At 51.7% G+C, this 25,540-nt stretch carries 24 protein-coding genes, 1 tRNA gene and 1 other RNA gene; 11 read left to right on the top strand and 15 right to left on the bottom strand.

The features are described 5' to 3' along the window. Positions 1-32 precede the first annotated feature (32 nt). The 3 genes from FY034_RS02900 to cobO all read right to left on the bottom strand — a co-directional run bounded on the left by FY034_RS02900 (position 33) and on the right by cobO (position 1,399). The gene (locus FY034_RS02900; RefSeq protein WP_265553614.1) at positions 33-344 is read right to left on the bottom strand and encodes a YtxH domain-containing protein; all 312 of its coding nucleotides are present in this window, start codon (positions 342-344) and stop codon (positions 33-35) included. 2 nt (positions 345-346) lie between these two features. Continuing rightward, entirely contained in the window at positions 347-745 is a 399-nt protein-coding gene (locus FY034_RS02895) for a DUF948 domain-containing protein (RefSeq protein ID WP_265553612.1), read from the bottom strand. Between the two features lie 108 nt (positions 746-853). Continuing rightward, positions 854-1,399: a cob(I)yrinic acid a,c-diamide adenosyltransferase gene (gene cobO, locus FY034_RS02890; protein ID WP_265553610.1), complete on the bottom strand. Its 546-nt coding sequence runs from the start codon at positions 1,397-1,399 to the stop codon at positions 854-856. A 157-nt stretch (positions 1,400-1,556) separates the two neighbouring features. Here cobO and FY034_RS02885 point away from each other — a divergent pair, with 157 nt between their 5' ends. Together FY034_RS02885 and FY034_RS02880 are read left to right on the top strand one after the other, a co-directional pair. After that, positions 1,557-4,535: an NAD-glutamate dehydrogenase domain-containing protein gene (locus tag FY034_RS02885; protein ID WP_265553608.1), complete on the top strand. Its 2,979-nt coding sequence runs from the start codon at positions 1,557-1,559 to the stop codon at positions 4,533-4,535. Between the two features lie 115 nt (positions 4,536-4,650). Then, on the top strand, positions 4,651-4,899 hold the full coding sequence (locus FY034_RS02880) for a YtxH domain-containing protein (RefSeq protein WP_265553606.1): 249 nt from the start codon (positions 4,651-4,653) through the stop codon (positions 4,897-4,899). A 100-nt stretch (positions 4,900-4,999) separates the two neighbouring features. On the opposite strand, the gene FY034_RS02875 is transcribed toward FY034_RS02880, so the two are convergent. Continuing rightward, positions 5,000-6,328, bottom strand: coding sequence for an OmpA family protein (locus FY034_RS02875; protein WP_265553604.1), 1,329 nt, complete (start codon positions 6,326-6,328; stop codon positions 5,000-5,002). Between the two features lie 196 nt (positions 6,329-6,524). Between FY034_RS02875 and hemB the strand changes: the two genes are divergently transcribed. After that, entirely contained in the window at positions 6,525-7,505 is a 981-nt protein-coding gene (hemB, locus tag FY034_RS02870; RefSeq protein ID WP_265553603.1) for a porphobilinogen synthase, read from the top strand. Between the two features lie 41 nt (positions 7,506-7,546). Beyond that, positions 7,547-8,350, top strand: a complete 804-nt coding sequence (locus FY034_RS02865) for a universal stress protein (protein ID WP_265553602.1) — start codon at positions 7,547-7,549, stop codon at positions 8,348-8,350. A gap of 7 nt (positions 8,351-8,357) precedes the next feature. Here FY034_RS02865 and FY034_RS02860 read toward each other — a convergent pair whose 3' ends face one another. After that, positions 8,358-8,795 carry a hypothetical protein gene (locus tag FY034_RS02860; protein ID WP_265553601.1) on the bottom strand — a complete coding sequence of 146 codons (438 nt, stop codon included), beginning with the start codon at positions 8,793-8,795 and terminating at the stop codon, positions 8,358-8,360. Between the two features lie 501 nt (positions 8,796-9,296). Between FY034_RS02860 and FY034_RS02855 the strand changes: the two genes are divergently transcribed. The 7 genes from FY034_RS02855 (at position 9,297) to FY034_RS02825 (ending at position 13,448) form a co-directional block, all read left to right on the top strand. Then, positions 9,297-9,719: an ankyrin repeat domain-containing protein gene (locus tag FY034_RS02855; protein WP_265553600.1), complete on the top strand. Its 423-nt coding sequence runs from the start codon at positions 9,297-9,299 to the stop codon at positions 9,717-9,719. 120 nt (positions 9,720-9,839) lie between these two features. Next, positions 9,840-10,403, top strand: a complete 564-nt coding sequence (locus FY034_RS02850; protein ID WP_265553598.1) for an elongation factor P — start codon at positions 9,840-9,842, stop codon at positions 10,401-10,403. Positions 10,404-10,460: 57 nt separating this feature from the next. After that, a tRNA-Ile gene (locus tag FY034_RS02845) sits at positions 10,461-10,537 on the top strand. 93 nt (positions 10,538-10,630) lie between these two features. Next, a complete protein-coding gene (locus tag FY034_RS02840; RefSeq protein WP_265553596.1) occupies positions 10,631-11,797 on the top strand; it encodes a Nif3-like dinuclear metal center hexameric protein in 1,167 nt (388 codons plus the stop codon). Positions 11,798-11,811: 14 nt separating this feature from the next. Then, positions 11,812-12,537 (top strand): zinc ribbon domain-containing protein, encoded by a 726-nt coding sequence (locus tag FY034_RS02835; RefSeq protein ID WP_265553595.1) that lies wholly within the window; start codon positions 11,812-11,814, stop codon positions 12,535-12,537. A 170-nt stretch (positions 12,538-12,707) separates the two neighbouring features. Then, an RNA gene (rnpB, locus tag FY034_RS02830) (RNase P RNA component class A) lies at positions 12,708-13,077 on the top strand. A gap of 29 nt (positions 13,078-13,106) precedes the next feature. Next, a complete protein-coding gene (locus FY034_RS02825) occupies positions 13,107-13,448 on the top strand; it encodes a hypothetical protein (RefSeq protein WP_265553593.1) in 342 nt (113 codons plus the stop codon). 62 nt (positions 13,449-13,510) lie between these two features. Here FY034_RS02825 and FY034_RS02820 read toward each other — a convergent pair whose 3' ends face one another. The 10 genes from FY034_RS02820 to FY034_RS02775 form a co-directional block, all read right to left on the bottom strand. After that, the gene (locus FY034_RS02820) at positions 13,511-15,463 is read right to left on the bottom strand and encodes a putative bifunctional diguanylate cyclase/phosphodiesterase (RefSeq protein WP_265553591.1); all 1,953 of its coding nucleotides are present in this window, start codon (positions 15,461-15,463) and stop codon (positions 13,511-13,513) included. A gap of 853 nt (positions 15,464-16,316) precedes the next feature. Then, positions 16,317-16,811: a hypothetical protein gene (locus FY034_RS02815; protein WP_265553589.1), complete on the bottom strand. Its 495-nt coding sequence runs from the start codon at positions 16,809-16,811 to the stop codon at positions 16,317-16,319. 317 nt (positions 16,812-17,128) lie between these two features. After that, a complete protein-coding gene (locus FY034_RS02810; RefSeq protein WP_265553587.1) occupies positions 17,129-17,548 on the bottom strand; it encodes a DUF6527 family protein in 420 nt (139 codons plus the stop codon). After that, positions 17,538-18,746, bottom strand: a complete 1,209-nt coding sequence (locus tag FY034_RS02805) for a ThiF family adenylyltransferase (RefSeq protein WP_265553585.1) — start codon at positions 18,744-18,746, stop codon at positions 17,538-17,540. The genes FY034_RS02810 and FY034_RS02805 overlap by 11 nt, the downstream gene beginning before the upstream one ends. After that, positions 18,721-18,990, bottom strand: coding sequence for a multiubiquitin domain-containing protein (locus FY034_RS02800; protein WP_265553584.1), 270 nt, complete (start codon positions 18,988-18,990; stop codon positions 18,721-18,723). Before FY034_RS02800 ends, FY034_RS02805 begins: the two co-directional genes overlap by 26 nt. 170 nt (positions 18,991-19,160) lie before the next feature. After that, a complete protein-coding gene (locus FY034_RS02795) occupies positions 19,161-19,844 on the bottom strand; it encodes an ImmA/IrrE family metallo-endopeptidase (protein WP_265553583.1) in 684 nt (227 codons plus the stop codon). Then, positions 19,841-20,185, bottom strand: coding sequence for a helix-turn-helix domain-containing protein (locus tag FY034_RS02790; protein ID WP_265553582.1), 345 nt, complete (start codon positions 20,183-20,185; stop codon positions 19,841-19,843). Before FY034_RS02790 ends, FY034_RS02795 begins: the two co-directional genes overlap by 4 nt. A 365-nt stretch (positions 20,186-20,550) precedes the next feature. Next, positions 20,551-21,693 carry a TniQ family protein gene (locus tag FY034_RS02785; protein ID WP_265553579.1) on the bottom strand — a complete coding sequence of 381 codons (1,143 nt, stop codon included), beginning with the start codon at positions 21,691-21,693 and terminating at the stop codon, positions 20,551-20,553. Next, positions 21,690-22,784, bottom strand: coding sequence for an ATP-binding protein (locus FY034_RS02780; protein ID WP_265553578.1), 1,095 nt, complete (start codon positions 22,782-22,784; stop codon positions 21,690-21,692). The genes FY034_RS02785 and FY034_RS02780 overlap by 4 nt, the downstream gene beginning before the upstream one ends. Positions 22,785-22,794: 10 nt before the next feature. Next, positions 22,795-25,407, bottom strand: coding sequence for a Mu transposase C-terminal domain-containing protein (locus FY034_RS02775; protein WP_265553576.1), 2,613 nt, complete (start codon positions 25,405-25,407; stop codon positions 22,795-22,797). Positions 25,408-25,540: the final 133 nt, after the last annotated feature.

Genomic DNA, 25,540 nt, shown 5'->3' with positions numbered 1-25,540 from the left:
CCCGTCAAATGGGATGTCAAGCTGACCGTCACTTAGACTCCGAGCTTTTCCTTTTCCTTCTGGATTGCTTCCCGCCCCGCTTCAATGGCTGAGGAAAGGATCGACTTTTTCTCCATTAAGGTTTCTTTTCCATCTTCCAGCGTGGCCTTGATCTTGTCCTGGGCTTCACGGGCATATTCCTTGATCTTGTCGACGGCATCATCAGCCAGATCACCGATCTGCTCGCGCACCTCGCGACCGCTCTTGGGTGCATACAACAGCGCCAAACCGGCCCCCAGGGCCGCACCGGCCAGGAAGGGCACCAATACCGTGCTTGCGGATACTCCGTTGTCATCATGTGCCATGGTCATACTCCTTTCATCTTACGCTTAAGATAACTTTCCAGTAGATACGTGCCGGCAACCTTAACACCGGTTGCAACTGCACCGGCTTGGCTCAGCAGACCGGTTACCACACCGACGGAACGGTTTATGGTTGAAATCTGAGTACCGCTCTCACCCAGTGCAGACATAAACCTCCTGACATCATCAGTATGCTCGGCCACACCGCCACCAACGGTTTTCAGCTCAACCAGAACCTCGTTCAACTCCTTGATGGTGGGTTTCAGCTCATTCGTCAACAGATCAGCCAGCGCTGAAACTGACTGAGCAGTTTTTTTGATACTCAGAATTGCGGGAATCAGAACCATCACCAGCACGGCGACGGCAATGGCCGCTATCAAGGCTGCTATGACACCAAGAGACATCTGGTTGCTCCTTTCAACAGGCAAAGTCGTATATGCTTCAGTATACCTCATCTATCCTGTTACGCAAGCATTGCCGGCGAATTCTCCGGTTCCGGCCAGGTCACCGGCTCACATCTCGATTCCTGTGCGTGCCGGCACCCCCGCCTGGTAATAGTGTTTCAGCTCACGCATTTCCGTTACCAGATCAGCGGCCTGCATAATCCGTTCATCGGCGTTGCGGCCGGTCAGCACCAGCTCAACCCGTTCCGGCCTGACCCGGATCAGCTCCAGCACCTGTTCAACATCAAGCAGCCCGAATCCGACCGCCCCGTTAATCTCATCGCAGACAAAGAGGTCATAGGCCCCCGAGAGCAGCGCTTCCTGCGCCTGCTGCAACGCCTCCTGCGCCAGACGGCGATCTTCAGTGATATCCCTGGTATTAACCCAACCGGGACGCCCGGTCTGAATGAGGGTAAAATCGGGTCCGAGTCTTTCGGCAACCAGCTGTTCTCCATAGGGGCCGCCCCCCTTGATAAACTGAAAAAAACAGACCCGCAACCCCCGCCCCAGGGCCCGCAAGGAAAGCCCTAATGCTGCCGTTGTCTTCCCTTTACCATTGCCGGTATAGACCTGAACGCAACCGCGCTCCAGACCGTCGTGTTGTCTTTTCTGCATACCCCAAACTCCTGTCACCGCTACAAAATTTGCCACTCATACCTAGTGCGCAAAGTATACGCCTGCCATCAGTCCACGGTCAAGACTGCACTTCCCGCCTTGCCCAATCAGCAATTAACGGTATACTTGGCCACCACATTCAACCACTGGAGGCCCCATGCAGCTCTCAACCGCCATGCGCAATGCCTGTCGCACCGCCAGTACCATTGCCAGACAAAACGCCTGTTGGCTGCAAGAGCAGATGTCCCCTTACTTCTTTCAGGCCATGGCTGATGAGCCTGAAGCCCTGGGGACCCTGGTCCGTGAGATGTCGCTGCTGCAGCATAACCGCCACCTGATCCTGGCTGACCGGGACAAACGCCTGATCCTGGCCTGCGTGGATGAGCCGGGCTCACTCTTCAACAGCCTGCAACGGGTAGGGGACCGAGGGATCTCCTATGCCATGTTCTCCCACTCGTACAGCCCCATGCCCGGCATGAGCCAGGAGTTGGAAGTCCAACGCTTCGAATTCGATCGCAAACCAAACAGCGCCATCACTGCCCCTGCTGCACCACCATTGCCTGCCAGCCTGAAGCGTACCATCCTCAGAGATCTCACCCGGATCACCGCCACCATTCCACGTCGTACCGCGGATCGCCTGCTGACCCTGCTCTGGCTGAACAACCCTGAACAGGTCAGGCAGTCGCCACCGGCACGAACCGCCTGGCTGATCTGGCTCTTTGAGCGGGGTAACGCCACCGGCGGCCTGTATCTGGACCTACGCCGGGTTGAACACAAAGGCATTGCCGAAACCAGGGTGCTATTTGCCGTAGGCAATCCACCACAGGAGGATTTTCTGCTGCAGTTGGCTGAGGTGTTCAATCGTCTGAATATCGGCATCCGGCGGGCCTACTGCCTGACCCTCAGCAACGGCATCCACCCCTATTTTCTTGGTACTTTTTTTGTACAACAGCGGGACGGCCATGAGCTGCAGCCGGACTCCACACTGGCACGGCAGCTGCAACAGGAACTCTGCAACACCCAGATCCTTGCCAATAACTGCTACACCTACCGGGAATGGGTCTCAAAGGGCATCATTGCGGGTGACTATGCCGCACTGGTCAATGCCTTTACCGCATTCTGCCACACCAATCTTGCCCATAATCAGCCTGACCGTTTTGGGTTGGAAGATATACAAAGCGCCTTTCATGCCCATCCCGAGATGGCAATGCAGCTGTTGCGACTCTTCAGAACCCGCTTTGATCCCGCCCTGCAGCAACGTGAGCCGGCCTACCAGGCCCTGCTGGCGGAAACGACCGCGTTGATTCAGGACTACAACACCGGTCACCGCTGGCTGGATGAGATCCGCCAGACGATCTACCGTTGCTGCCTGCTGTTTATCTGCCACACCCTGAAGACCAACTTCTTTGTAATCGAAAAACAGGCCCTTGCCTTCAGGCTTGACCCGGCCTATCTGCGTCAGCTCGGTGCAGAGTATACCGCTGACCTGCCGGAGACGCTGCCGTTCCGGGTCACCTTCTTCTTCAGCCGTTTTGGACACGGTTACCATATCGGTTTTTCAGACATTGCACGTGGTGGCTGGCGCACGGTCATAGCACGCAATCAGGATGATGCCATTACCGCCTCAAACGCCCTCTTCCGCGAGGTCTATGTCCTGGCCCATACCCAGCATTTGAAGAACAAGGATATCTACGAAGGCGGTTCAAAAATGGTTCTGGTGATGGATGCATCCGGCCTGGAACAAGGCGGGCGCGAGCACGAAAACAGCCGGCTCTACAAACTGCAATACGGCATCACCAACGCCTTTCTGGATATCTTTATCACCGACAACGGCAGGGTCCGGGATCAACGGGTGGTGGACTACTACGGCGATGACGAACCGATTGAGATCGGACCGGACGAAAATATGCACGACGGCATGATCGAAGCGATTGCGGCCCTTTCCCGCAAGCGGGGTTATATGCTGGGCGCAGGAATCATCTCAAGCAAACGGTTCGGCATCAACCACAAGGAATACGGAGTTACCTCCACCGGCGTGATGACCTTCGCCGAGGTGGTCATGGCTGAACAGGGGATCAACATCCGTCACGATCCGTTCAGCATCAAGCTGACCGGCGGACCCGGCGGTGATGTGGCCGGCAACTGTCTTCAGATTCTGCTTGCGAGCTGTCCGAAGGCCAGGGTTGTACTGGTGCTTGACGGTACGGCAGCCGCATATGACCCGAACGGGCTTGACCGTGAGGAACTGCAACGGATCACGCTGCAACAGGATCTGGACGGTTTTGATCCGTCCCGGCTCGGCCCGGGCGGCATGATGATCTTCCGCACCGGCAAGCGGATGGAAGGTTTACGAGAGTTGCATCGCCGGGCAGAACGCCTGCCGGATGGCCTCCTGCAGGAAAGCTGGGTACCACTGGACGACTTTTACCGGGAATACGGCAGTCTGACCTTTAAGGTTGAGGCAGACCTTTTCATCCCAGCCGGCGGACGGCCAGAAACCATTGACGCACAAAACTGGCAGGAGTTCATGAAACCTGACGGCAGCCCCACGGCGCCGGTGATTATTGAAGGGGCCAACTCTTTCATCACCCCCCAGGCCCGCCAGCAGATGCAAAAGGCAGGCGTCATTCTGATGCGGGATGCATCGGCCAACAAATGCGGGGTTATCTCCTCCTCATACGAGATCATTGCCAACCTGCTCTTGACCGAAAAAGAGTTCCTTACCCACAAAGAGCGCTACGTGCAGGACGTATTGGAAATCCTCAGAAAACGTGCCGGAGATGAGGCGCGGCTGATCCTGCGCCGCTGGCAGGAAGCGGGAGGCAGCCAGACCTATACCGACATCTCCGACCTGATCAGTCAGAATATCAACAGTTTTTATCACCGTCTGTTTCAATTTTTCACGAGCCGTCCGGAACTGTGCCTGCAACCGCCATTCAAGGCCGCACTGCTGCGGCATCTGCCTCGCATCCTGCAGACCGAAGCGCGTTTCCGCCGGCGCATCGCCTCACTGCCAACCAAATATCTGGCAGCAATTCTGGCGGCAGAAATAGGGGCATCACTGGTCTACACCAGTAACCGGGATGATGACTTTGAGGAGATGGTCAGACGCCATCTGGCACGGCTGGCCGCTTGAGACCAGCTGTTTTTCTTCTTTCTCTGAAAAGCCGACCTATGCTAAAAGAGAAAAAACGATCATCAAACCGTCAGATACATTGAAATACCTATTTTTTATGCCGAAGGAGAACCTCATGTCCCGTTCCAATGACAATGCGATCACCACCACACTGCTTGCTCTGGCCTCAGGGGCCCTGCTCGGAGCCGCAGCCGCACTCCTGCTTGCACCGGCGCCGGGCCGCGAAACCCGTCGCAAGCTGGTTGATCTTCAGGAAGATGCCGGCAAGCGGATCAAGAAGTACGCCAAGGAGGCACGCTACAAAATGGGAAGCTGCAAAAACGGAGAAGACCTGCAGTATGACGGTGGCGACGCCTGGATTTAGGTTAGCAACCGCCAGTCTGCGCAGCAGATTGGGCCGATAACAGAAACGGCCCTGTCTCCAAGAGAGGCAGGGCCGTTTTCATTTTCCATTCAGCTCAACGCTACTGTTTTGCGGGCTTTTTCTTGGCTGTCTTTTTCTTGACCGCCTTCTTGGCCGGTTTTACCGGCTGCTGCTCATCAGCATCCGGTTTAAAGTTTGGAATCTCTTCAAATACCGCCTCGATACGACGATTCTGCTCACGTCCTTCGGCGGTGGCATTGTCCGCAATTGGCTTGGACTCCCCGTACCCCTTGGCAGCCAGACGCTTACGGTCAATCTTGAAGTTCTTGACAATATAATCACGAACCGCATTGGCACGCCGCTGGGACAAGGCAAGGTTTGACTTATCGCTGCCAACGTTATCGGTGTGACCTTCAATGACCCCTTTCAGGTTCTTCTGCTCATTCAGGCCATCGCCCACAACCTTCAACTCATCATAATACTGCTTCTTGATGACCGATTTACCGGTATCAAAATTCACCTTCAGAGAAAGACGGGTACCTGCGGCAACAGCAGAGGCCTTTTTCGCACTCTCCTCCTTAACCGGCTCCGTCACCTCGACACCGGCGCTGCTGGTGGTCTTGCCCCCCTCACCGCTACAGGTCAGAGTATATTTGGTATTTGCTGCAGGAGTGATAACCGTGGAACCTGTAGCGGACACAGGACCAATACCGGGCTGAATGTCACAACCGCTGGTATTGGTTGAAGACCAGGTCAGGGTTGTCGTTTTGCCTTTCTCCAGTGTTGCAGGTTCTGCCATCAGGCTGCTGGTGGGAGCAGGTGGCGGCGGCGGTGGTGGAGCGACAACGACCGGCGCAGCCTTGGGTGCTGCGGCCTCAACCACCGGCTCAGCAACAACGACCGGCGCAGGAGCCGGTTTGGGGGCGCCTACGGCAACATGCAGACCCAAGGTATACTCAACATTGGTGTAGATCTTTCCCATGCTGTAGTTAAGCCCGCGCACATCGGCACGCAAGGCAAAGTTATCAGACAAGAACCACTTCAGACCACCACCGTAGTTAACGATCCCCCTGGTTTTGCTGTTATCAATGGTAAACCCGCCGAAGCCGGCAGCCAAATAGGGGACCAGGCTGCTTTTGGGCATGATATTGTAGAGGATGTCGCCACCATAACGCAGCATCTCCATATCACCGCCGCCCTCAAGATCAGCCTTCAAGTAATCAACGACCCCTTCCAGTGCCCAGTTATCCGTGAGGTTATAGCCCAACCTGAAACCGAAAACAGGGGATGTTTCAACATGCTGGTTGCCCTGGAAAGTATACCCCCCCACATAGGGTGCAAAGGTAACCGTTTCCGCCTTATTTTCGGCCAGTGCGGCCTGGCTCAACCCCAACAGCAGCAAAGCTGCGGCAATTCCCGTTTTACGCATATTCTGTATTCCTCCTTTCGCTGTGTTCTGTCCTCAATCAGGACTTTTAAATGCGTCTAACCTTCCGGCATAGTATTATTCCGGTTTACCACGCTTTTTTTTCTTGTCAACCACTCTCCTGACCTTGCATTCGTCAAATCAGACGTTGTATGATGCCATCAGCATAAAAAAGCGAAAAAACCGGAGGTTAGCGCCAATGTTCTCATCCCGCTTCAGGGCTCGCCGGATCCGTGGCAAAGAGGTATTCCGCCGTATGGTACGAGAGACCACACTCTCCACCAGCGATCTGATCTATCCGATGTTTTCAGCCTTTGGCAGTGGTATCCGCAAAGAGGTTACCTCCATGCCGGGTATCTTTCAGCAATCCATTGAGCATATCGTTGCCGAGGCCAAAGAGGTCCATGACCTGGGCATACCGGCAGTAATCCTGTTCGGCATTCCCGAGACCAAGGATGCCGTTGGAAGCGACGCCTATGCCGAGCATGGCATTATCCAGGAGACCATCCGGGCCATCAAGCAAGCGGTACCGGGATTGGCGGTCATAACCGATGTCTGCCTGTGTGAATACACCGACCATGGCCACTGCGGCATTATCAAGAATGGTGATGTCGACAACGATGCCACGGTCAAACTGCTGGCCCGGGAGGCCCTTTCCCACGCCCAGGCCGGCGCCGACATGGTAGCCCCCTCCGATATGATGGACGGACGGGTGGCCGCCATACGCCAGATTCTGGACGATAACGGCTTCAGCCATATTCCGGTCATGAGTTATGCAGTCAAGTACGCCTCCGGCTATTACGGACCGTTTCGCGAGGCAGCAGAATCAACGCCTCAATTCGGCGACCGGCGTTCCTACCAGATGGACCCGGCCAACCGCCTCGAAGCCTTGCGGGAAGCGCAGGCTGATATTGAAGAGGGTGCTGACATCATCATGGTCAAACCGGGACTCCCCTACCTGGACATCCTGCGTGACCTGCGCAATGAATATGCCATGCCACTGGCTGTCTACAATGTCTCTGGCGAATACAGCATGATCAAGGGCGCGGCGGCAAACGGCTGGATCGATGAAGAACGGGTGGTGCTGGAGACCATGCTGGGCTTCAAGCGGGCCGGGGCAGACCTGATCATCACCTATCACGCCAAGGATGTGGCACGCTGGCTAAAAGGCAGCATCTAGGTTCTGGTTCTCATGCAGCACACGCAGTACAGGGGGCAGGGATGCTGACTGACATCATCGTGCATATGGACAGGGGGGCCGGATGTACAGCCAGATTGATGGCTGCCATTGATCTGGCCTCGCGCCACGCTGCCCGGCTGAAGGGTCTGTACGTTATTACCCACCCCCACTACGCCTCGAGTTCATCCTATCTATCCGACTTTGCCCAAGTGAGGGAGTTCTTCATCAATGCCACCTCAAAAGCCGGGGTTGAGGCGGAATGGCTGCTGGTTGACTGGAGCACGGTTGGAACACCACTTGCCGAAATTGTTACCCGTCACAGCCATTATGCCGACACGATACTGGTTGGACAACCGACCCAACTGCATAGCCGCAGGACAAGCCTTGATTTCCACGAGCGTCTGATCCTCGGTGCGGGGCGACCGATTGTAGTATTCCCTGCCAATGGCGACATCTTCCAGTTTGGTGAGAGGGTCTTGGTGGCATGGAAAGCCGGCAGGGAGTCGGTCAGGGCAGTCAACGACGCCCTGCCGTTTCTTCAGACTGCTGCAGAGAGCAGCATTGTTGCAATGGTCACAAACCGCGATGACCAGGCCCGGGAAGAGCAGACCATGGCCCTGCTGCAACAGCACCTTGCACGCCACCACGTAAAGGCTACCACAGAAGTTATAGCCATCCAGAAAGGCAGCCTGGCAGAGGTACTCCTGGAGCAGGCCCGCCAGAAAAAAGTGGACCTGATTGTGGTAGGCGGTTTCAGCTACAAATCAAACAGGGCACCGGTGTTAAGCCCGTTAACACAGGAGTTGCTGGTCAAAGCACCGGTGCCCCTACTCATCTCGCACTAAGAAGCGCCTACTCTTTTAACCGCTCGTCCATCTCGCGCTTTTGTTTGCGCAAAGTCCCCTCTTCAGAAGCAGTAGGAATCTGACGCTCCGGCAATTTGTTCGGCAGACTGGGCAGGGTGATTTTTTTACCCCCCTTGGCCGGCTGTTCAGGCGCCTGCACCGCGGTGGTTCCTGTTGCCGGAGATCCCGGCGCAGCGGCAGGAGACTGCGTCGCCTTTTGCGGTCTTACCCGTTTCTTGCGTGGCGGAAAAGTCTTTTTCAGGTTTACTTCACTGCTTGCAAAACTGGTAATGGATTCATGGTTTACCAACACCACAACCTTCCCGTTTTCCCGCCAGACCCGCTTGGCCTTAATCTGCCCGCCGTCCTTCAAATAAACCACTGCTGCCGGACTGGAAACTGCCCAGAGTAAAACCAGTACCACTACAGAAAAAAGGGTTTTCATACCAGCACCTCCCGCGGAGTAGGTCATCTGACCTATAATGTATTCATATACCTTGAGATCGGGATAAGGGCAAGCACAGGACAGTCAGACGGTCACCATTTTTTCTTTTCAGCGGTAGCCATCCGGACAGTTTTATGGTATAGAGATATCCACTTCACACTACGGTGTCACGGCAGGTGTCCATGACGGATCAGGCCGCAGACATAGCGCAGTTTGCCGTCAGGGTGCTGGTGGTGCTTATTCCACTACCCACCTCGGCGGCTCAGCTTGTGCTGACCGACGACACGGCTCCGGCTTTTGGACTGCCTGTGTGGATGTCACATCATGCCGGTTTCCCCTTGTTCAATCCCAGCGTATCTCCAGATCAGCTTACTCTACCCAAAGGCCCTATTTCATCGTGCCGACTTCCGAAAGGCGGCCGGCTTTGCATCCAAACCCGGCAATATCACCTGAACCGGTGTAAACCAGCAGACCAATCACATGCAAAGGGAGGAAAAACCAATGGAGAATGTAAACGCCAAAGATCGTAACGGACACACCCTACTGATCAGCGCCTCCAAGCAAGGTCAGATCGAAAGTGTCAAGGATCTGCTTCACCGCGGTGCCGACATCACCGCCTCCAGCGACAAAGGCAAGACCGCCCTGCATTATGCCGCCGCCAACGGCAACACCGAGATCGTCAGAATGCTGATCGAGAAAGGTGCCGAGATTGATGCACGCGATCGTGATGGACATACCCCGCTGATGCTGGCCGCCATCTATGGCTGCAACCTGACGGTACAGGCCCTGCTTGAAGGTGGTGCAGACCCCCGTGCAAAAACCAAATGCGGCAACACTGCCGTGCTGTATGCTGAAAACAACAGTCACCCGGTTGCTGCCACACTTCTCAAGAAGGCCGAGCGTTCAAAAGCCGGTAATGCCTGACTCATCTCCCCCCCTCGCCGGATGACTGCCGGCGAGGGGTAGTTTTTCATCCCTTGCCACTGGAATTTTTCATAACGACCGAGTATGATGCCGCTCCAATCTTTTTTAAGGAGCCTGTGCATGTATACCACCTCTGATTTCAAAAAGGGGCTTGTCATCCAGTTGGAAGGCGCCCCCTGCCTGCTGCTTGACGTCACCATCCAGTCCCCTTCCGCCCGTGGCGCAAACACGATGGTTAAAACCCGCTATCGCAACCTGCTGACCGGCCAGGTGCTGGACCGCACCTTTCGCTCCGGCGACAAAGTGGAAGAGGCGGATTATGAGCGCCACAAGGGACAGTTCCTCTACGCCGATGGTGAGCGTGGTATCTTCATGGACCTGGAGACCTATGAACAGTTCGAGATGGATGAAGAGGCCTTTTCCGCCATATCCCCTTTTCTCCTGGAAGGGACCGAAGTCACCCTGGGACTGTTCCAGGGCCGCATGGTCATGGCAGAGCCGCCAATGGTGGTGGAACTGACCGTAACAGACACAGCTCCGATTATCAAACATGCCACGGCCACCGCCGAGACCAAGGACGCCATCCTTGAAACCGGCCTGAAACTGAAGGTCCCGCCCTACCTGGAAAACGGCGTCAAGATCAAGGTGGATACTCGCGACGGCCGCTTCCTCAGCCGGGCCTAAACCTGAAATACCTTGACACACGAAGAAAATTACCTGTATTAATACACTTTACTGCACGGGCCTATAGCTCAGTTGGCTAGAGCCACCGGCTCATAACCGGTTGGTCCCAGGTTCGAGTCCTGGTGGGCCCACCATATCAACTTCCCCAGCAGAGGTTTAGACCGGATGCGGTCAGACAGTTACCGATCAATTACGACCATAGGTCAAAAAGAGTGCATCTCACAGGGATGCACTCTTTTCATTTTTACGACATGACCTATCCAAAACTGTCAGACATAACCGGAATCATTAACAAAAAATACCCCTTTCGCCTGGCTGAAGACTGGGACAACGTAGGATTACAGCTGGGTGACACAAGCAAGACGGTCACCCGCATCATGGTAGCATTGGATCCGCTACCACACGTTATTGCATCCGCACTTGATCACAACTGCAACCTGCTGGTCACCCACCACCCCCTGATCTTCTCTCCTCTCCGCCAGATAACGTCTTCAACCTGCACCGGTAACAGCCTGCTGTCGGCGGCCCGGGGCGGCCTGGCCCTGCTGGCCATGCATACCAACTATGATATTGCCACCGACGGGCTGAATGACCTGCTGGCAGACAGGATCGGACTGCTGCAAACCCGGCCGCTCAGGGTTACCAGCAGGGATGAGCTGGTCAAACTGGTCGTATTTGTGCCGGAAGAACAGCTTGCCCTGGTACGTTCGGCACTGCTCCCCCATGCAGAGTCCATTGGTAACTATCAGGACTGTTCCTTTAGTACCGGCGGTGAAGGCACCTTTCTACCCCTTGCCGGGGCACAGCCAACTATTGGCACCATAGGCAAACAGGAAAAGGTAGCCGAGCAACGTCTGGAGTTACTGCTGCGACGTGAACAGCTTGCCAGGGCAATCCGCACCCTGCTGTCCGTACATCCCTATGAAGAGCCGGCCTTTGATTGCTATCCCCTGTTAAATGAAACTGCCGCCAAAGGGCTGGGGCGAATCGGCTGCCTGCCCGAACCGGTAATGCTGGCAGACTGGGCCAAGGAAGTAGCAAAGCAGCTGAATTGCGAAACACTCCGTTTTGTCGGTGACCCTGGCCGTATGATCCATAAAATCGCCCTTTGCAGCGGTAGCGGCTCATCATTGCTCCCCGATGCGATTCGAGCCGGAGCAGACCTGCTGCTGACCGGTGACCTGAAATACCACGAAGCCCGCGACGCAGAGGCACAAGGGATAGCCCTGCTTGACGCCGGCCACTTTGGTACTGAGATCATCATGGTGGCTGCCATACAGGACTTTCTGGGCAAAGCCCTGGCCCAGGCCGGCCATTCCGTTGAAATCATCAGGGCCGAATGTGAACAGGATCCATTCAGAACCTTTATCAGCCGTACAGCAGAAGTCATTTAACCAAGGAGACAGAAGTGAAAAAGAAACTCGACTTATTGGAAGAGCTACAAGGTATTGACCAGACCATCACTGAAAAGAAGAAGGAACAGGCAGCACTCAATGCCGGAATAGCTGAACTTGAACAATCGCTTGCCGCAGTTCAGTCCTCCCTTGCAGAACATCAGGCTCGGATGACCGAACTCAAACGTGAAAGGGCAGAATTAGATACAGCCCTGCACGTTGAGCAGGAGAATATTCGCCGTTCAGAAACCAATATGAAAGAGATCAGAACCAACAAGGAGTTTCAGGCTGTTGGCCGTGAGATCACTGCCGCACGCAAGCAGGTAAGTGATCTTGAAGAACAGCAGTTACAGATTGACAGCCGCTGCGAAGAGTTGCAGACAACTATTGATACCTGCCAGGCAGAGCTTACCACCCTTGCTGACAGCACAAAGAACGGCAGCGAAGAAAAGCAGGCGGTTATCGCCACCTTGCAAAGCACCATCGATGCCGCGTCCGTCAAGCGGGACGCCATTGTCAAGGAACTTCCAAGCAGCCTGGTGCGCCGTTACACACAACTGCGTGATCAGCGGCGCGGACAGGCCCTGGCCGAGGCACGGGAAGGCTCCTGCATGGGATGCAACATGCAACTGCCGCCCCAGCTGTACAACATGCTGTTTAAAGGAGACGAGATGTACTTCTGCCCCCATTGCCAGCGGATCCTGGTCCTGAAGCAGGAACCGGCATCAGCGGCAGGGTAGCAGACCAGATCTAGCTGAAACAAAGATTTCCTGTTTAGCGTAGTAATGAAAAACGCACTGAGAAAGACCGGCTACACGGCGGCATACGGAGCAGACCTGCAGCGTCAGGATGAAAGCGAACGGTGCACCAGAACAGACGGTTGACGCAGCAGTTTTTCAGCAGTTTGGTTGGAGTAGGCCAGGTGATCGCTGTCTGACTCAGGTCAGAGGGAGGAAAGTCCGGGCTCCACAGGGCAGGGCGCTGGGTAATTACCAGCGGGGGCGACCCCAGGGAAAGTGCCACAGAGAGAAGTCCGCCCGTTTCGACGGGTAAGGGTGAAAGGGTGAGGTAAGAGCTCACCGGGTCCGGTGGTGACACCGGATGCCAGGTAAACCCCGCCAGGAGCAAGGCCGAATAGGGAGGCGTCAAGGGTGGCCCGCCCGTGCCTCCGGGTTGGCTGCTTGAGGTCACCGGTAACGGTGATCCTAGAGGAATGATCATCATCTGCCGTTGGGTAACTACCGGCAGAAACAGAACCCGGCTTACGGCCTGCTCCAGCCAATATCTCAATTTTCAAAGGGAAACCTACATGATTTTAGAATCTGATCTGGTACTGGTACATGTTGACAACAAGCCCGGCTTCTATGCCCGCCTGGAAGAGATCACGCCCGACGTCAAGCCGGGCTGGTGGCAGGTAAAACTGCTGGTGCTGACCTTCCCGCTCCAGGTTTTCACCTGGATTCTGGACGAAGAACAACTGGATGAGGCACCTTTCACCATGGGAGGCACCCCGCTCCGTCTTGAAAAGCTGATGTCCCCCCTTGAGGAAGAACGGCGCAAGCTGGAAGAACAGGTCAAGGAGGCAAAGAGTGCCCCCCCTGCCGATGCAGGCCAGAAGGTGGTTTCGCTGGCAGACCGCCGCAAGAAGTAACACCCTCGCCACCTCCCCCTTAAACGCCCGCAACCGGGCGTTTTTTTGTCAGGCCGGGTCCGCTACGTACTGCTGACGGCATGACCCTTGGCATGACCCTTGGCGGGCATCACTGTCTGTTTTGCAGCGTTGTCTTTCGGGAGCAGACAGGTAAGGTTCAGACGTTTTTCGGTAAAATCAGCCAGCGGTTCCGGACGGCAGAAGTAATATCCCTGAGCCAAAACACAACCAAGCTCCTGAAGCGCACAGCGTTGTTCTTCCGTCTCAACCCCCTCGGCGACCGTCATCAGCCCCATTTGTTTGGCAATCGCCAGTATGGTCGAGATAATTGCCTTGTCATTGTTGTCATCCAGCATATTTTTGACAAAGGTCTGGTCTATTTTCAGGGTATCGATCGGAAACCGTTTGAGATAAGCCAGTGATGAATAGCCGGTGCCAAAGTCATCGATGGCAATACTGAATCCCATCCCCCGTAGTGACTGCATGATCTCGGACATCCGCTCCGGGTCGTCCATCAGACTGCTTTCCGTCAGTTCCAGTTCAATATTGGATGGCGGCACGCCGGTCTCTTCCAGCACCCGTGCCACCCGCTCAAGAAAATAGGGGTCGCCAAACTGTTGAGCGGAAACGTTAACGGCAATTTTACCGCGACAGTTCAGCCCCTTACTCTTCCAAAGCTTGATATGCTGACACGCGGTCTTGAGAACCCACTCACCGATTTGAGGCATCAAGCCGCGCCCTTCCGCCACCGGTATAAACTCTGCCGGACTCACCCACCCCAGCACCGGATCCTGCCAGCGCAGCAATGCCTCGGCCCCAACCATCATACCGGCGTACAACTCAACTTTCGGTTGATAGTACAGGTGCAGGTTGCCCTCCGCCAATGCACATTCAAGGCGCTGAACCAGCTCCAGTTTCCTGCTGAGCAAGCGGCTCATGTCCCTTTTGTAGAGACAGTAGCCGCCACCCGCACCTTTTACCTTCGACATTGCCAGATCAGCCCTTGAAAGCAGGTCCGTCGGGTTATCCGCATCGTCCGGATAAAAAGCGATACCTATACTCCCGCTGATTGAAAAGGAGCGTGCATCAAACAGAAACGGCTGTTTGATTGCTGCCAGAATATGTTTTGCCAGGTTTCTGACTTTATGCACTGTGCTCTGTTCATGGATGATAATGAAGTCATCACCGCCAAAACGTGCTACCAGCGCACTGTCATCAACCAAGCCGCACAGCTTCTGCGCCACCTGAACCAGTATCCAGTCACCGGTCTCATGTCCATAGGTTTCATTGATCTCGCGGATATAATCAAGATCCAGTAAGAACAGCGCCAATTGGCTGTTGTTTTGCTTTGCAGCAGCGATCGAATCGGCAAGCAGACCAGCAAGATGGTTCCGGTTGGGCAGGCCGGTCAGGGTATCAAAAAACGCCAACCGGTGGATACGCGCATTGGCATGTTCATGGGCCGTGCGTAGACGTATGGTTTCAATACCAAAGGAGAGGTCGCTGGCCAACTCTTCAAGCAACTTGACATCCTCGTCGCTGAACGCGTTCGGCTCAGGGGCATAGATGGCAATCGCACCGATTATATCGCCGTCAACCTGCAGCGGCAGCGCGACTGCTGAACGGTAATTTCTCTTGCCGGCATCTTCATGCCAGTAGGACAGTTGGGGATCATTCAGGATATCAGGTCTGAGCTGGGTTGTTCCGACACGGATGGCAGTACTCATGGCACTGCGACCGCGATTGCAATCCGCCCATGACATGTTGGCTGCCGAAAGAAAACCTTCCTCGTGACCGGAGTAGGCAACAGGGCGGATGGATTGCGTAGCGTCCTGTTTTTTGTAGCCGATCCAACTAAGGGAGTAACCGCCGATCTCAGTCGCAATCCGGCAGATATCATGCAGCAGGGAAGATTCGTCACGGGCACGGAGCAGTGCCCGGTTGCTGGCCGAAAGCAGTTGCAGTGCCCGATTGGCCCGATTGAGCTTTTCCTCAAGGTTGTACGACGTCTGCATGACTACCCCTGCCTTCACATGGAGAAAAGAACCGTAACGGCGGCAACTGGATCACGGGAAGATGGAATCCCGTTAAAATCCTTTATGACAAAGGGCTCGAAGGACTGTATATAGTCTACCCGACGCCTGTTGACAACAAAAACCACTATTTTTTAGTGTGTTTTAATCCTGGCAGAAACACGGCAAGCTGTTTGCAGCAGACCAATCCCCCCTTCACCCCGGCAAACGTTATAGCTGCCCCGGCTCCGCTTGCAGCACCAACCCAGCCCTCCAAAGAAGATCTTTCTTTAGGCATCCCTTCAGGTGCAAAAACATGCATCACCACTAGCACTTTTCCGGTCTCAACCTTCGGGCACAAACATGTATCTTTAACCATAATGTTGTAGAGTTTGGAAGCATAACCAATGCTCTGAGTTCAATTCATAGCTACGACTAAAGTAAGTAGACTTGAAGGAGGAAAGCATAATGGCGGAAGGAGTTCACAAAAGATGGATGCGAGGAATTACACGTTTATGGTTCCAAGAATTGTTTCAGAAAAGAGGGCTGCTCCAAATGACTTGGCGGGACTTTAGAGCCCTGTTTTGCCCCAACGTGGGTTAACCTGACGCTTGAGTATAAATCAAAAAGTCACCAGACAAAATCATCATGATTTCATTAATTTTAAAGCTAAAACAGATAAAATCAACTTTGGAGGGCAACCATGTCAGGTTTAATCGTAACCAGTATATTTTGTTTTTTGTTATCATTAACGTTTATATTGTTAAAACCAGCTTTTTATACATATGACATACTAAAAGAAATGCTTGCCTTGATTGGATTTGCACAGCTACCAATACTGATTATATATATTTTTTTATATAGAGCTTTTAAATCCAGAAAGGTATTTTAATCCCCATCTTATATGGTACTCGTCAAGCTCATTTATTGTATTTTTATATGTAACATCTATTTTAACCGGATCAATAATTGCAAATATCCTTCTGTTTTTGCAATTTTCTTGTTGCTCAGGACAGGCTAAATCTATTATTTTATTATTGAAATATGACCAAAGGTGCGGATATTGTTTATTATCTAATGGTTTTACCATACCAAGTACTATTTTTGATCCAGGCTGTTCAAAAGCTTTTTGGGAATTAACTATTCTACAGTTACCATGGCCATGCCAAGGAGTAAAAAGGAATCCTGTCATATCAAATCCTGTTAAACATTCAAGCTTTCCCCAATAATATGGTGAAATTTCTTTTACGTACAAAGGAGCAAGCGCGCATATAATAAAAAACAAAAATGCATACCCAATAAATTTAAATAACTTTTTAACAACATTAATAGATACAATACTATACTTCATAATATATTCCTTACAGGTATTGTTATTAACTATCAAATTAAGCAAGTTAAAATATTACACTGCATCTCAAATATTGACACTTAGCAATACTTTAAAAACTCAAGCTAATTTAAATCTATTTTGAATGCCGCGAGCTATATTTTGATCATCAGATGTGGGCTGTCATCGCTGCCCTCCGAGTACTCAAAATAAAACTTTCCATTACATTCATCACATGGGAAATCATTTGACTGGGAAGCATTCCAATGTTGGCAAATTTCACAATCGCTGTATTTCACGAATATCTTCTCCTCCAATGTTTCAGAAACTCACTTGCTTTACTTCCTAAAAATATACCTTAAAAACTTGGTAAACCTGAACCACAAGCTTGCCTCACGATCTTTCTTCAAATTGACAGCAGCAATGTATGCCTCATTATCCGCCTTATCCCTTGCCTTAACCTGCTCGACCTGTCGCTGTGATAGAGCTCCGGCCCAAATTACTTGATTATTAATAATCAGATAGTGGGAACGGCATTTGTAATCCCAGTTACCAATAGATGGGCTCAGCGACACCCTGTCACCTTGTTTTGACACACTCCATCCAGCCGGAGTCAATGGGGTTACAACCTCTTCTCCACATCCGCAGCAGCACTTGTGAATTGCGGTGCTGTAGCGTTCACAGATATAGAGTGCCCCCTCCTCCAGACGGTCTGGAATAATGTCCACGAATGCCGGTATAACGGCTTTAGTTTTCATGGGCAATAATTGCTCCTGTCGTTTCATCTCTGGTAAGCGAATGAAAGTCTATCGTATAGAGAGACTGATGAGCCACATAGTGGTCATTGTAAAATCCACGGTACTGTTTCCACTTGATAACTGCAAGAGCAGCATTCAGAGCGTTAATATCTGCCACCTGAATATTGGTTCTGTATAGATCGTCATCATTGTCGGCCCCCTGGTGGGCATACCTGTCGAAATGGTCAGACTTCTCAGGAGTACACAATGTTGAGCGGCAAAAACCTTGTAACCGCATATTTTCAGGTTCAAGCATAAGGTCCATTCCCACATCTACAAACGGAATACCTTGACTCCGAAGATAAAGGCTTATGGTTTTTCTGGCTAGACCGCTGTCTACGCAGAGGAAAACAAAGCCGATACCATCCAGATCGTTTAGATTATCCTCAGTAACATAACCGTGGTGAGGTATGACACCAGTACGCATTGAATCATAGATTTGCGCATAGTAATCAACCTTGTTCGGTTTTGCTTCCAGCATAGCGGCCGTGGCTGCACCTGGTGACCTGAAGGCATTATGCTGTTCAAAGACATCGCCATCGAAGAGATGGATTTCCTTAACCGGAGTTTTGGCTATAAGGTCAAGCACATAGGATCCGGTCCCCCCGAGCCCTATGACAGCTACTTTATCCATTGCCAACTTTTCTGATACAGGAAGGATGTTTGCTCGACTCGACGCCGAATCCCAATATTTAAATACTGAGCCCTCTTCAGCTGGTACAATCAGCTTAAAGGTGCAAGGAGTTGCTGCAGGGTCTATAGCCTGTGCTTCGTTAGAGATAATTGTCACGTACCGCTTCATTTTTGAGTAGTAGTTCTGATAGTTGCCTCCTTCTGGTTTGTTTGAAAAACGATGCTGTGCCGTGAAGCCACCCCATAGCACCATATTGCCAGTACTATGTCTGATTGCCTCGATAGGCGCCCCAGTTTGGTGACAGGGAAATTCTCCCACGAACCAAACTTGGTGATCTTTGGGTGCGCCAAGCTGTCCAATAGTACCATTAAGATCCGTGACAACAGTGCCAAGAGCTACAGTCCGTTGAGATGTAACATAAGGCACGGAGTGGATAAGGAGGTGCCCGTTAGACACCTCCACTTCGTATCCTTCGTCCTGGAGACGCCGGATATCTGGATTATGAACGATTTGATTTGCCGACAATGAACACCATCCCTTCCTTGACAGAGACATCCTGTCCGTTAACAAGTTCACCATCTTTACCGTGGGGGTTAGTATAGGTGACGGTATAAATGACACTTTCGCCCATCGTGGCGCCGGGGAAAGCCAACTGGACAACTTCCAGATACGTTATTTTGTGACCAACGAATTCGCGTGGCCGACCATTAACAATGATGGTTGTGGTTTTGTTCTGCCCTGGGGCATCCTCTGAGTGTTCGTTCTGCATGGGTTACTACTCCTTTCACCTGTTTGGTGTTGTTGACTGCACTGTGCTTGACATCTCGAATGGACCATTGTTTTTGTTGTATTTATGTCATATAGCTTCCTCCTTTATTATTTCATGTACTGTAAACTAAACACTTAACACTATGGTTAAAAAAAAGGCGTATTACAGCCTTATAATAATTTGGCTTGCGTTGGCCGTGCATCGACTACCAGCTTTTGATCAATTAGCCTGTAACACATTGCCTCTATCGACATGTTAAAACCGGCATCTATAACCTCTTTTGCCGCCTTGCGCAGGTATGGATTTCTTGCTGGCGTTTCGTTAAAGATCTCGAAATCTTCAACTACCATCTGCCCGTTTTCTGTAATTGCTTTAACAGCATCTCTCAGTAGCTTCGGTGGAGCGAGTATTGCCGCCGCAAACTGATCTGCCTGCACTTCCGCGGGTTCCTTCCGACCAGCTGCTCGGCATACAACGGCAGCAGTGGGGTCTGAATCCTTGAATCCAAAGAGCGGCACAGTCATTTTGTTCATTTCATAGATTGGCCGGTGCATGTACCAGTGCCCAACTTCATGAGCCATAGTGAAGACCATGCGTCCCTCCTGTTCCTCCAGAGAGGAATCGATCCTTATTACCTTTTCGTCGAACCATGTGGCGCCGAGGGCATCAGGAATAGAGAGGTACTGCTTAAGGTCACAAAACTCCAATCGGAGCTTAAAGAACCCTTCAATGATGTCATCAATGTCGATCGGTAGCACTAGAGGTTGATTTTTCCAGGTGGCATATCTGGTCAACATCTCATGCGCCATTCTTTCGACTTCAATTTTTTTTCTGAAGGGTACATTCATAGTCATTTGGTTTTTGAATCCTCTTTTTCGAGCCACCCCATCAATGTTTCGGCAGAGATATTTTTTTCTCTGGCGCGCCTCAGAAAGGCTGGCATATTTAGATCGGCTTTGATGTAGTTAGCAACTTCAGCCGAGACCCTACCAGCCAGTTGCATAAGTTCGTCAAAATCATCCTGCAGTAGATCTGCCAGTGCCTTAATTTTTTCTTCTGTCGGGTTTTTCTCCATGTTGTTTTCCACCCGAGAAAGATAGGTTGGTGACACCCCTATTTTGGCAGCTGCGGCGCGTAAACCTATATTTAGTTCGGTTCTCCGACTTTTGAGGCGGTCTCCGAGGGTTTCTTGCATTCTTTCCTCCTGGATGGTTGGTAACACAATTCTGGCAGACTGTCAACTGATTACTAAACAGTTGCCACATATTCTAATCGGCTACTTTTTGTTAAAATTTAACATAAAACTTGATTGCCGTTACTTGCTTTTCAGTCAAAAATTTAGTGGCTGGCCTAGCAGAGAGCGATCAGAATTTAGAACAAATATTTTGAACTTATCAGACAACACACATGCGGCAGGGACACTGCCCATTGGTGAGACAGAAGTGCAAGTTTGGCCAAATGATGAAAATGAGCAGGACTGGTTGTTTAAGATGGAGGAATGGTAAAGCAGGGCATGTCCTAACATCTTGAAGGCGCAACAGCAAATTGATTAAAGCGTTTTTAGATCCCGCAGCAATATTCTGGATATCTTCTTATCAGCTCGCTTGTTGGACATCTGTACACCCTGGCAATGTCCTCCACCCTCATTGCTGAAGCCTTACCACTTGCCACATCTCTCAGCACCCCTTCCAACTGCTTCCAGTCAACCCTATTCTGATCAAATGCTGAATAATTGCCCTTTGCAACGGTAGCGACATCCTTGGCTGCCATTTCTTCTCCGCTTTTTGTCAGAAGATCAAATGGATCAACCTTAAAAACCTGTCCTATCCAGAACACCACGCCAAGGGCTGGCAGCATTCTTTCCTCAAGCAACTCCTCAATTATTGAGTCCGGCAAATGAAGTAGTCTGGCTAGTGATTTGGCATCATGCTTCTTCATATGACTGCCTATGAGATATTCAAGTACCGAAGGGAAAGTGGGCTGCTCACGCTTATGGCCAACCGTATTGTGCCATTCAAACAGCCGTAGAAAGAAATCATTTTCGTCAACCCGCGTAGTCCACGTCTTCTTCTTTGCCCCATCACCAAGCCATTCCTTGCAGCTGTTACAATAACCCACCACTGACCTTGATCCAATAACTGGCTGGACTGATGTACAATGAGGGCATCTCGTTTGCAGGTAACACCTGTGTATCGGGCATTTACTTGCCATTTTCAAACTCCAGAATAAGGGATAATGCACCAGCTGCCCGGACGCCCGTTGTTCATTCAAGCAATATGGGCACCAGAAACTCGCTTGTTTCTGAAGCTTGTACTTGGCCAGCAAATTTGAGAAGGGCAGCATTGTCAGACGGTCAAGACCTGAACGACCGGTGAGCATTTCAAGGGCATCCACCATATCCAATGCTTCCTGACCAATACCGTTCATATTGACGACAATACCTTGCCGGCCAATCACTTTACCGAAGTTATGGTTGTCTCTGGGCAGGCACGGTCCAATTACCAAGCGCAGCATGGCTGACATTGGCAACATATGTGCGGCTGCCAAGCGAGTAAGATAGCTAGCCAGACTTTCTACAAAGGGAGTACCGACACCGATCGGCTCAAGTGAGTAGAGAGATGTCGTCTTGCGGGGTGGAGTCATACCTATTGGTATAAAATCATACAGACCGTCACCAAATTCTGGACATTCATACGCGATCACGCTGGGACTCCTACCGGATCCCTCACTGGCTTTCTCGTGAATGGTGGATTCCGCTTTTTCTGTTCAGTAGAAACATCCATCTTTGCCGGACCTATGCCGCCAGCCACCCCTAACCGTGTCTTAAGCAAGTTGAGTGAATCTTTTGGAGGGGTAAGCAGTTGTTCACCCTCCAAAAGCTCATCAATCATTTTGTTCATCTGATCATGGGAATACATCGCATCGTCCAGATTGCACTTCCGTAGCGTACCGTCACCATCATCAATGGCCAGCTTCACCGCCTTAAGCAGCCAACCGCTCAACAAGCCGACACACCCCAACGAACCGACATAAAGCTCATCCATCATTTCATGCAAATTAACGTCACACGGTAGCGGCAGAATGTGTGCGAATGATTTTACAATGCTGTGGAATATGCGCTTTTCCTGCTCATCGTCCAGCCGGTAACGGGGAAAGTGGACATCAAGGCTGCGTCGGCTCACCTGGCCGCTCAGGTTACGGAAAGCCAACAGTTCATACGTACCGACCATCACAAACACCGTACCGGTTAGGTTGGCAAGCGACTTGATATACGTAAGTTGCTCCGTCAGGCTGGCGGCAGAAGTGCCTTTGGCTATATGATGTGCTTCATCTATGATCAACACCCTAACCTTTCGGTATAAGAGAGCATTCTCGAATGCCATGCGCAATTCATGGCCGGGTGCCCGCGAATCGAGGCGGGCTGGCCAGGTAAAGGCCGCGCAGCGCGGATCAGCCACCTTTTTATGTGCACAGGGATCATGCAGCACGGCCAGGCAACGACGGTAGAATTCCTTCCAGCTGAATTCCCGTGCATCGGGATAGGGGGCTTCAATAATGGCTGCGGGTAACGACGATGCATCGAATCCGCCGTTTGCGCGCAATTCCATATCCAGTTTTTCCCGCATATAGCCGGCAAGCGTACTTTTCCCGACGCCGGTCGGCCCGAACACAAACACCAGACTTCCTAGCTCGGCCTGACGAATTGCCAGACCGAGCTTCTTTATGGTCTGGGCCAAACGGGGATGGTTAAGTGTCGTTTCTTTGAATGCATTGACTGACTGAGTGCTTTGCATACCGCCTCCTTTATAGGGTCAGTTCTCCGTAGACATCCAAACCTTCCAACTCACCAAGCTCCAACGGCCGGCATTCCGGTTCAACAACCTTTTCCTGCTCTACAAAACCGGCAGCAGCCCGCATCTCTGCAGCTTTACGTTGGCCTTTCAGCTCGAGCTCAATCCTCTTGGATTCGGCAATGAATGCTGCGATCTTTTGGGCGTTTATTGCCAGATTCCTGTTGTGATTGTTGAACCGCTTCTTGATTTCCAAAGTTATCAGTTCGATTTCCTTTTCAGAATGCCCTTGAAGTATCGCGTGATACTGGGAATGGCAACAAATCCACTCGCCTTTGACAAAGGCATGGATGGTACCGATGTCATACGGATCATAGCGGACTGCTACATCCATACCTGCAGCTAAACGCAGGTTGCCGTGCCAGTAGTAGATATGGTTGAGCTTGATGCCGCGTGAACGGATCACCCGAGCATACCCCTTCGGGGTGGTTGGCAGAGTACTCAAGACAAAGGCATCATCGTAGCGGATCAGCTTCATTGAACGACACCCATGCTTGATAACCCCCCGTTCAAAAGCATTACGCGGTGATTCGCCTAGTGCCGGATGGTCCAGGTCGTGGTAGAGCTGCGTGAAGTACTGTTCCAGCTTATCCTTCAACCTTTGCAGCGTCCAGACAGCCAGGTTGGCCGGATTTACCGACTTGGTAACCTGGCGGACATTGGTCATGATTTGAGTGTTGCCAAGCAGGGCATGAATGAAGCGTTGGTTGGTAATGCCGAATAGCCTCTCCAGCACGGACCCGAACCTGGGTTTTGCACCTGGCCGGTTCTTTTTTGTCATGCAGTGAAATGCCACGAGTTGTTCAAAGTAAACGCTTTTAAACTCAGCACCTCTGTCGACGACAATCGTTTGGGGCAAGCGCCCATGAAGCCGGACACACTCGCGCATGACCAACATGCATGACCTGTAACTGGGTGATTCGAATGAAAGTACAAATGCCAAAACAATCCTGGAGTTGGCATCCATCATCAGTGTCAGCCACGGCCTTCCCAGATTTGCTCCCGTCAGGGAGTCGACCAATTCGATATCAAGCTCGGTATGGTCAATGTGGCCGACCTCGTAAGGCCGCTCACCATGGCGTGGTGTAGTCAGTGAGAGTTCCCAATAAAAAATGGCAACCTGATAGGCTGACCGCGCTCCCTTTCGACGCTGCTCCGTATCAGTGGCATCGCTTTTTTTCAGATACTTAACGAAGGTTTTAAAGCTGGCAGCAATCACATCAACCGCTTTGCACGCATTGCAATAGTGGCCATAGACGCTTATGGGGCTTGTCAATGTCGGATTGAGATAGTGCTCTTCAATGCTGGTTTCCATTAATTCGTAGGTTTTTGCAGGCAGCTTGGGCAGGCGATTGCCCCGTTCGGATTTCCTGTCGAGCAACCCCAGATAGCCGTAGCCGTAGCGTAGTTCCGCATCTCTATATTTCTCCAACCATGCATATATGGTCGAGGATGCCTGTTGTTGGGCATCGCCTGAAAGATAGGGGGCTATGAGTTCATACTTACGATTGGCATCGGCATAAATTTCCGGGCTTTTCCCTCGCAGCAACTCGAGTATTCCGTCGGTATCCCGGGCTTTTTCCGTTCCCCTGATTGAACCGACTTTTATCAGCTCTTCAAAATTCTTGTAGTGTAGCGATGTCAATCCACCGGCATCGCCGCCTTGCAACCAGAGTTCTTGCTCGCCGGCATTTACAATTGTGAACAACTTGCCGCTCCAGATAAGCTCTGCACCAGCTTCGATAGTGATGGCGGCACCAGTCAGTTTGTATGCAGGCGGATGATGAATGCACGTGTGCTCTTTACCGGTGAAGATCGGAACACGATCCGGTTCGCCGAGTGGATGCCTGTGGAGATCTACATAGAGCTTGTTTCTGGCTATCAGCAGGAAGATGTCGTCGGAAGAGTATCGGCCAATGTGCTCGGTCAGCTCTGAGAGAAGAATGCCTTGCTTGCATGCAACCAGTGCCGTGAAAAATGTTTCGGCTTCAGGCTCGATGGGATGGTTGGGGCTTTGGAGATAGTCAGTCAGGAACTCCGTGTTGCGCTGCCATATCCAGTTGATCTCACCTGATGACCGGACTCGAAAGTAAAGCCCATACTGAGCTGCATATTCCTCACCGGGTGGACACCGCCACTTCCCGGTTTCGTCGCGCACGAAACGCTCTGATTTTCCGGATAGTTGTTCCAAATCTTGTTCGGTTTTGCATTCTTCCCAGCCAGCCGTACCGTCACTCCTTATGACAAAAAAATCTGGGGTAGTCATGGCGGTAGTCTGGCGCCCGCTGCTAGTGCGGTAGGATATTTTGATAGGTCCGGGCTGGTCGTAATATTCCAACACACCATCGTCAAATTCGTACTCCCTGATGAAAGCCAATTCAACCTTATGGCTCTCAAACTGAATGGTGTGTCCCATCTTGAGACTGGGGTAACGGCCTGTGACGTTGGAGCGACCGTCGCTGACCAGGCGTGATGGAGGTGATGTGCGGATTTGTTGGATAATATTGCTTGTTAGCGGGTTGGCGCAACTGGCATGTGGCCGATCTGCAAGGCTTTTACTCTGCACGTGTACCCTCTTTATACGTATTCCGGAATAGCTGCGACGAATGATCCGGTTAATACGTTATTTACATGTAATACTAATCATGTAAATAATACACGTGCACCATTTGTATTATTATAACAATGTGTTACATATG

The sequence above is a fragment of the Trichlorobacter lovleyi genome, from assembly GCF_015239775.1.
GTDB classification, from domain to species: domain Bacteria; phylum Desulfobacterota; class Desulfuromonadia; order Geobacterales; family Pseudopelobacteraceae; genus Trichlorobacter; species Trichlorobacter lovleyi_B.
Note: the sequence above shows the minus strand (reverse complement) of the source record. Positions and strands in the feature narration are given on the sequence as shown.